Origin of the sequence: Bradyrhizobium sp. 141 (assembly GCF_023074055.1) — a bacterium.
In the GTDB taxonomy this organism is placed as follows: Bacteria; Pseudomonadota; Alphaproteobacteria; order Rhizobiales; family Xanthobacteraceae; genus Bradyrhizobium.
Window position 1 is genome coordinate 205,467 of sequence record NZ_JADPKR010000100.1, and the last position, 7,805, is coordinate 213,271.

Sequence of the window (7,805 nt, forward strand, 5' to 3'; positions counted from 1 at the left end):
GTATATGGATCGCGTGTGCGCGCCAGTTGGTCCCGTGCTGCGTCGCGCGTATTGACACAAGCGGCTTACACACTCGCGATCGTTCACTTTTGGCAGCTTGACTTATTGGCCTCGTGAACCTCTTCCGTATGTGACGGGCATAGCCCGGCGTGAAGGGCTGATGTGCTGGGTGGCGTAGCTACTGCGCAGCTCGGCCGACACTTAAGTCATCGAAACCGACGTGCACGATTGCGCTTTCGATCTAGCGGCCTTCTCGGCGCACCACAATACCGCCAGTTGACTAGCCGCGGTTATGCGGTGACCTATGGCAGCTTGATCTGCTCTGCTCTGCAGAGAAGTTCGATTCGGTGATTTCGCGCGCGCAAGCGTGATGATTGAGTACCTTCCCATAATCTCGGGTAGCCTATGAGTAAGCCAACCGCTTTAATCACCGGTGTGACCGGCCAGGATGGCGCCTATCTCGCCGATTATCTTCTGTCGCTCGGCTACATCGTTCACGGCATCAAGCGGCGGTCGTCGTCATTTAACACTGCGCGGGTCGATCATCTGTATCAGGACCCGCATGTGGGGAACGTGCCTTTCTTGATGCACTACGGTGACATGACGGATTCGACAAACCTAATCCGCTTGATGCAGCAGATCCGGCCGACTGAGATCTACAACCTCGCCGCGCAAAGCCACGTCGCTGTTAGCTTCGAAAGCCCGGAATACACCGCCAATGCCGATGCGATCGGTGTGCTGCGGCTTCTGGAGGCGATCCGCATACTAGGCATGGAGAAGGAGACTCGCTTCTACCAAGCTTCGACGTCCGAGCTCTTTGGCCTCGTGCAGGAGATTCCGCAGAAGGAGACGACGCCATTCTATCCGCGCTCGCCCTACGGTGTCGCCAAGCTCTATGGGTATTGGATCACTGTGAACTACCGCGAAGCCTATGGCCTATTTTCAAGCAACGGCATTCTGTTCAATCACGAAAGCCCACTCCGCGGCGAGACGTTCGTCACCCGCAAGATTACCCGCGGCGTGGCTCGCATAGAAGTTGGGCTTGAGGATACGCTCTATCTTGGCAACCTTGAGGCGAAGCGGGATTGGGGGCATGCGAAGGACTACGTCGAGGGCATGCACATGATTCTCCAAGCGGACAAGCCGGACGACTTCGTGCTCGCCACCGGCGAGACGCACTCAGTGCGGGAAATGGTCGAGCTCGCCTTCGCGCAGGTCGGACGTCGAATTGAATGGCATGGCCTGGGTGTGGACGAAACCGGCATTTGTGCGACGAGCGGCAAGACCGTGGTGCGGATTGATCCAACCTACTTTCGGCCCACCGAGGTCGATCTTCTCGTAGGCGACGCCAGCAAGGCGCGCGAGAAGCTCGGCTGGAAGCCGAAGCGGACCTTCTCCCAGCTCGTAGAGGAAATGGTGGCGAGCGATTTGGCCGACGCGAAACAGGACGTGGGCAGTGGCAAACGTACCATTTGAACTCAAAGGCAAGAGCGTCTATGTCGCCGGCCATCGAGGTATGGTCGGCAGCGCACTCGTGCGACGGCTGGCGCTAGAGGATGTTGAGCTTCTTGCTGTGGACCGGGGCGAGGTTGACCTCCGCAACCAGGCCGCTGTATTCGATTGGTTCGCGAAGGCGCGACCGCAGGTCATATTCCTCGCTGCCGCTAAGGTCGGGGGTATTGTTGCCAACGATACGCTGCGCGCCGAATTCATCTACGACAACATGGCAATCGCCGCGAACATCATCCATGCGGCTCATCTAAACAGAGCCGAGAAGTTGATGTTTCTCGGCTCGTCCTGCATCTATCCGAGGTTGGCGGCGCAGCCGCTCCGCGAGGACTCAGTGCTCACCGGCTCACTGGAGCCGACCAACGAGCCTTACGCGATTGCAAAGATAGCTGGCATCAAAATGACCGAAGCCTATCGCAGCCAGTACGGCGCCGATTTCATTAGCGTGATGCCGACCAATCTCTATGGTCCCGGCGATAACTATCACCATGAATATAGCCACGTCGTTGCGGCCTTGATTCGCCGCTTCCATGAGGCAAAGGTCTTGTGTGCATCCAGCGTCGCGGTTTGGGGCACGGGGGCGCCGCGCCGAGAGTTTCTTTATGTCGACGACATGGCCGATGCCTGCGTTCATTTGATGAAGACTTATTCGAGCTCGGACTTGATCAATATCGGGACCGGCAAGGACATCAGTATTGCCGAGTTTGCGCGTCTTGTAGCGGACATCGTTGGCTATCGCGGCGGGATCTCGTTCGATACCTCACGCCCGGATGGGACGCCGCGCAAGATCCTCGACGTCAGTCGTTTGGCGCAAACGGGTTGGTCCGCGCGAACACCGCTCACGGTTGGCCTGAAGCTAGCCTACGAGGCCTATTTGTGCAGGCTGCAAAACTAATCATCGCGGGCTGCTGCTCGTGGCAAGCGCCTAGCATCTGTTTGCGGGATGCGGTTAAGGTTTATTCCGATTTCTATGCCTCCTGCTCACATGTTGGGCCTGCTAGGTTCCTTATGCGTATTGCGATGATTGGCACGGGCTATGTGGGACTGGTGTCCGGAGCCTGCTTTGCTGATTTCGGTCACGACGTCACCTGCGTCGACAAGGACGAGAAGAAGATCGCGGCGCTCCATCGCGGCGAGATCCCGATCTACGAGCCCGGCCTCGACGAGCTGGTTGCGACCAATGTCAAGGCCAAGCGGCTCGACTTCACCACCGACCTGAAGAAGCCGGTCGCGGACGCCGATGCCGTCTTCATCGCGGTCGGCACGCCCTCGCGCCGCGGCGACGGCCATGCCGATCTGTCCTACGTCTATGCTGCCGCGCGCGAGATTGCGCAGTCGCTTCAAGGCTTCACAATCGTGGTGACGAAGTCGACCGTGCCTGTGGGCACCGGCGACGAGGTCGAGCGCATCATCCGCGAGACCAATCCCACCGCCGACGTCGTGGTCGCCTCGAACCCCGAGTTTCTGCGCGAGGGCGCCGCGATCCGTGACTTCAAGTTTCCCGATCGGCGTCGTGGTCGGCACCTCCGACGAACGCGGCCGCAAGGTGATGAGCGACATCTACCGCCCGCTGTCGCTGAACCAGGCGCCGCTGATGTTCACGGAACGCCGCACCGCCGAGATGATCAAATACGCCGCGAACGCGTTCCTCGCGACCAAGATCACCTTCATCAACGAGATCGCCGATCTCTCCGAAAAGGCCGGCGCCAACGTCCAGGAGGTCGCGCGCGGCATTGGCCTGGACAACCGCATCGGCACCAAATTCCTGCATGCCGGTCCCGGCTTCGGCGGCTCGTGCTTCCCGAAGGACACCAAGGCACTGATCAAGATCGCGCAGGATTACGACGTGTCGCTGCGCATCGTTGAATCCGTGCTGGCCGTGAACGAGAACCGCAAGCGTGCGATGGCGCGGAAGGTGAGCCAGGCGCTCGGCGGCTCGCTGCGCGGCAAGACCATCGCGGTGCTCGGCCTGACCTTCAAGCCCGACACCGACGATATGCGCGACGCGCCGTCGATCCCGCTGGTGACGGGTCTCATCGACATGGGCGCAACGGTCAAGGCGTTCGATCCCGTCGGCATGGAGCAGGCCAAGGGCGAGCTGCCTGACATCACCTATTGCGAGGACGCCTATTCCTGCGCGCAAGGCGCCGATGCGCTCGTCATCGTCACCGAATGGGTGCAGTTCCGCGCGCTCGATCTCGATCGGCTGAAGACCGTGATGGCGCAGCCCGTCGTCGTCGACTTGCGCAACATCTACCGCCCTGAAGACATGGAAGCCGCTGGCGTCACCTATGAGAGCGTGGGACGTGCCGGTCAGACAATCAGGAGTTAACCAACGGCGCCCAGCCGACTGTCGTCCGGGAGCATCATTCACAAGCACTGGATGGTGTATGGGGTAACGGGAGCTCACCTTCAATGATGCCGTCTCGGTAGACGGCATCATCCGCATTGAATGCGAATATCGAAGAGTTTGAATTTTCCGGATCCGCAGGGGCACCCGCTAGGCCTGCAAGGCGAAATTGCAAAGAAGCGCACGATGGGTCTGGAAGACAGTGATTTCCTTTATCCATGTGGCGGATAGGAGTCTGAAGCCACCCGCTCGATAATGAACCGATCCAACGCATCCGCCAAGGCGTGGTCCAGAGGGTCGCTTGCCGCATGACGCTATGGTCCCTGCAAGGCCTCGTCAGTGAGACTTCTTCTCGGAGACGCGACGCCGCTTGGGTGACCTCTGTGCCGAGCAACATTTCTAAGATCTGCCGCCTTTGAGCCGCGAAGGCTGTTTACCTCCTTAAGCAACAGCAGGCGTCGAAGCTGAGCTCCGTTCAGGAGCGATTCAAACAGAGCTAAGATCTCGCGAGCCTGAACGTAGACTTCCATGCTGATCGCATGTTGATCAAAGCCGTACGATCGAAGACGGGTCTCGATATCGCGCGCAGCAGACGCGTCCAGTTGCCAATCCAGGGCGTTATGGATGGTGTAGATTTCTGCCGCGTCCTGGAAGTCCGTGGCAATGCCTACTACATCGATGCGGCGCAGCGTCATCTCGATCGCTTTTTGACGGTAGGTGATCAGGAGTCTATGCCGCAACACTCGATAACGTTGCATCTCCCAGGAGAGTTCGGCGATATCGATGGCAAGTAGCCATTCAATAGCGGATTGAGGGGCGATGTCGCGGAAGATTGCGGCCTGGACCGCATGATAGTGGTCGATGTTCTCTCCAGGCAGAAGTTGAGGCGGGGGACACAGCGCCTCGAACTCAGACGGTACGACGCTTCCCGACTGCGGTTGAGGTAGGCTGACGGGACCATTCATTGACCTCGCGCCTCCGATAGCGGACCAGGCGTCGTCGCGGCAACGTTTGTTCCGTTCGTCAGGTGGACGGGACTCGCGTCCCAAAGTTCCTTCGCGATCGGTAGAGGCGAAATTTGCAAATTGGTCCACCAGGCCCTTTCGTCCCCCTCTCGGTGCAGGGATTGATGATGCGATCGGCACAGCGGCACCGTGAACTCGTCGCTGACTTTGCGACCCAAGGTCCGTGGTTGAGCAAATTTCAGGTGATGCGCATCAGCGGGAGTCTTCTGGCAGACCAGACAACCCTGGCTGCGGATGAAGGCGAGGTGATCCTTGCTTCGCCTCCGAGGCGGCTCCTTCGGCAATGCGAGGCCGTCCTGAGCTCCGGAAAAGGCGTTGGCAGGCGCCTCAATGTTGCTGGATGCGTGTGAAAGATGTTCCTCGGGTAAGAGTTGTCCAACCGCTAACACGGGCTGTTGGTCTGCTACGTCGATATCGGCAAGGGCAGCTTCCTCGAACCTCTTCTGGTAGGCGGCCTCGAGAACGCGGGCGTCCGCCTCCAGAAGAGTGTTCTTGAGCGGGAGGCTGATCTTGGCCCAAGCGAGCAGGTCTTCGCCGCCTTCCCGCAGGGCAAGCTCGCCCAGGAGCCTGTCCAATAGCTCAGCAGAGCGGTCAGGCGGCAAGATGGGAGAGCGGTTCAGGATCCCTTTGAGCGGCTTTCCTTTCGGTCCTGGTGCGATCTGTGGCTCGGCGGCGTCGGGAGGCCCTGTTAAGAGGTCCGGGGCGTCCAGATCGTCCTCCCCGGCGATTCCGACCAGGGCAAATAGGGCATACCGGCGGGCGTAGGTCAGCGCCGCGCCCATCCGGTGCGGCGCTTCGGCCACCTTGCCGGCGCAGACCGGAAGATCTGAGGAGATCCACTCCCCGGAGGCGTGGGCGAGCAAGGTGGTGAGGTGAATCTGGCCCGTGGGCTGCTCGATCCGGGTGGTCTGGATGGTGGCGATCTCCTGCTGGCTCAGCGTCTTGCGCACGATGTCTAGGCCGCTTGCGAGGGAAGCGTAGCGGAAGGTCCGGTCTTCCTCCCGCGGGAAGGGCGACCTGATGATGGCCGTCAGGGTCTTCTCGGGGTTCATCAGTTCAGCCTGGGCCCGGGCAAGGGCGGCTGCGATGGTCCCGATGCGCTCACTGGATTGATGCATGGGAGCCCTCCGCCAGCTGAGCCTCGAAGCTGATCGCGCCCGATTTCGAACGTTTGGCTTTGATGCCGTGGCCGGTGGCCTCCTTGGCATCCTCCGGCATCAGCTTTTTCAGATCCGCCTTGGCCGTTTCGTGCTCGCCGTGGGCTTCTCGCGTCCGCAGGTAGGTCGCTGCCAGTTCAGCCCATTGGTTGGAGGTCGACATATCGACGACCTTGACGGCTTCGAGTCTTGGGCGAGGTGTTTCGATATTGAAGAGGATGGGCTGCTCGCCGCTTTGGACACAGCGCCAGAACTTCTTTTCGGCCGTGAGCAGGAGGTGCTGATAGAGCGGATCAGCGTGGATCTTGATCTCGACCCATTTGCCGCCACCGGTGATGATCGAGAGCACCGAACTGCGGGCGGCTGTTACCCACATGTTGTGTTGTAACTGGGCCATGTGCTTCTCGGCTGCGGCTTCCTCGGTAAAGTCCCACGGCAGCATGAATTTGGCTGCGAAGACGGCGCCGGTCTGCTCGACGGTCCCGTCCAGCGTTGCCGCCATCCATTTGTGCACGGGGTGCCGAACACGCTTCTGAATGTCCTTGACGGTGTGCCCGCTGGCGCGTTGGTACCAGGCGCGGTTCAAGACCTCGGTCACGGTCCCGAGCTGGACGATCAGATTGTCCGAGAGATCCTGCGGTTCGATTTCGCCGCGTTTTTCCTGCCACAGCCGGATGAGGTTCTCCTGGTGATCCCCCATGATGATGCGGGCATCCGAGCCGCCGATGAAATGGCGGCGGTCGTTCGGGGTGAATCTGATGATTGGATGCTGTGGCTCGACTTGACCGTCACTCTGCACGCTACGCACTGGTATCTCCTACTCCAGGAACAGCGGCGATTCCCGCCGCACTGCCTGAAGCCCCGCGTCCGCGAGGGGAGATACCGGCCCTGCCATCGCGCCCGGCCGACTCAGTAACGCTCCAATCGAATGGGAATGCCAGTCCTTTCTGCAGCAATCTTGTTGCTCATGTCGGCGCGAGATCATTGCCAACGATCGGCAAAGGGAAAGCTCCAGACGAGCGGACCGCGTGGGACTCGATCTCGCCCGAAATTGACAAATCAAAGCCAAACGAGCGCGCGGCAAGTATAAGAGAGCGGGGCGGCGCCTATGGTCTTCAAACGCTCTAAGCCGCGTTCGGCCGATTCCCTCCCGAATGCACGGGTAGCAACGAACGTCCTCCGATCGTCACTGTTTCTTGATCTGAGGCTTGAAGTCATAGGCATTTCGAGCGAGGTGTCGGGAAAAGAGTGGGACCCGAGTACAAGCCGGCATGGCGTCAAAACGAAAAATCACGGCGAACCGATTGAACGCCAAGCGAAGCACGGGCCCGAAGACTGAGACGGGTAAGGCGCGGTCGAGCCGCAACGCCCGACAACACGGGCTCTCGCGCCTAAACCTGGAGGACGATGTCGGCTCTGACGCAGCTGCTGGCGCAATCACGGTGAGCTTTGCGCAGCGACAGCATGCCTCGACCGTAAATGACCTTGTCCGTGCCAATATATGGCTGGCCCACATCCGAGAGGCCCGCCATGGCATGCTCGCTGCGTTGCTAGATTGCCCGAACCCAAAACAACTGAAGCGTCTTGCCGGCCTTGAGCGCTATGAAAGGACCGCCCGTGCTGCACAACGACGTGTTCTGAGACGTTTGTCATTCGGCTTGCAATATTGGCTCTGACGCATATTCGATGATCGTGATTGTTTTTATGGCGCGCCAATCAGCCTTGCCTGAAGGAGATCGAGCTTAGCGCGCCCGTACATCTGCC

At 59.9% G+C, this 7,805-nt stretch carries 5 protein-coding genes and 1 pseudogene; 3 read left to right on the top strand and 3 right to left on the bottom strand.

The features are described 5' to 3' along the window. Positions 1 to 405: 405 nt before the first annotated feature. The 3 genes and pseudogenes from gmd to IVA81_RS31400 all read left to right on the top strand — a co-directional run bounded on the left by gmd (position 406) and on the right by IVA81_RS31400 (position 3,841). Positions 406 to 1,476, top strand: coding sequence for a GDP-mannose 4,6-dehydratase (gmd, locus tag IVA81_RS31390; protein WP_247325235.1), 1,071 nt, complete (start codon positions 406 to 408; stop codon positions 1,474 to 1,476). Continuing rightward, positions 1,457 to 2,404, top strand: a complete 948-nt coding sequence (locus IVA81_RS31395; RefSeq protein WP_247325237.1) for a GDP-L-fucose synthase — start codon at positions 1,457 to 1,459, stop codon at positions 2,402 to 2,404. The genes gmd and IVA81_RS31395 overlap by 20 nt, the downstream gene beginning before the upstream one ends. A gap of 113 nt (positions 2,405 to 2,517) precedes the next feature. Next, positions 2,518 to 3,841: pseudogene (locus IVA81_RS31400) on the top strand (UDP-glucose/GDP-mannose dehydrogenase family protein). A gap of 332 nt (positions 3,842 to 4,173) precedes the next feature. Here IVA81_RS31400 and IVA81_RS31405 read toward each other — a convergent pair. The 3 genes from IVA81_RS31405 to IVA81_RS31415 are packed head-to-tail and all read right to left on the bottom strand — an operon-like array spanning position 4,174 to position 6,849. Beyond that, positions 4,174 to 4,824, bottom strand: a complete 651-nt coding sequence (locus tag IVA81_RS31405) for a hypothetical protein (RefSeq protein WP_247325238.1) — start codon at positions 4,822 to 4,824, stop codon at positions 4,174 to 4,176. Next, on the bottom strand, positions 4,821 to 6,002 hold the full coding sequence (locus IVA81_RS31410) for an ERF family protein (RefSeq protein ID WP_247325239.1): 1,182 nt from the start codon (positions 6,000 to 6,002) through the stop codon (positions 4,821 to 4,823). The genes IVA81_RS31405 and IVA81_RS31410 overlap by 4 nt, the downstream gene beginning before the upstream one ends. Beyond that, positions 5,986 to 6,849, bottom strand: coding sequence for a YqaJ viral recombinase family protein (locus tag IVA81_RS31415; RefSeq protein WP_247325241.1), 864 nt, complete (start codon positions 6,847 to 6,849; stop codon positions 5,986 to 5,988). The genes IVA81_RS31410 and IVA81_RS31415 overlap by 17 nt, the downstream gene beginning before the upstream one ends. Positions 6,850 to 7,805 lie beyond the last annotated feature (956 nt).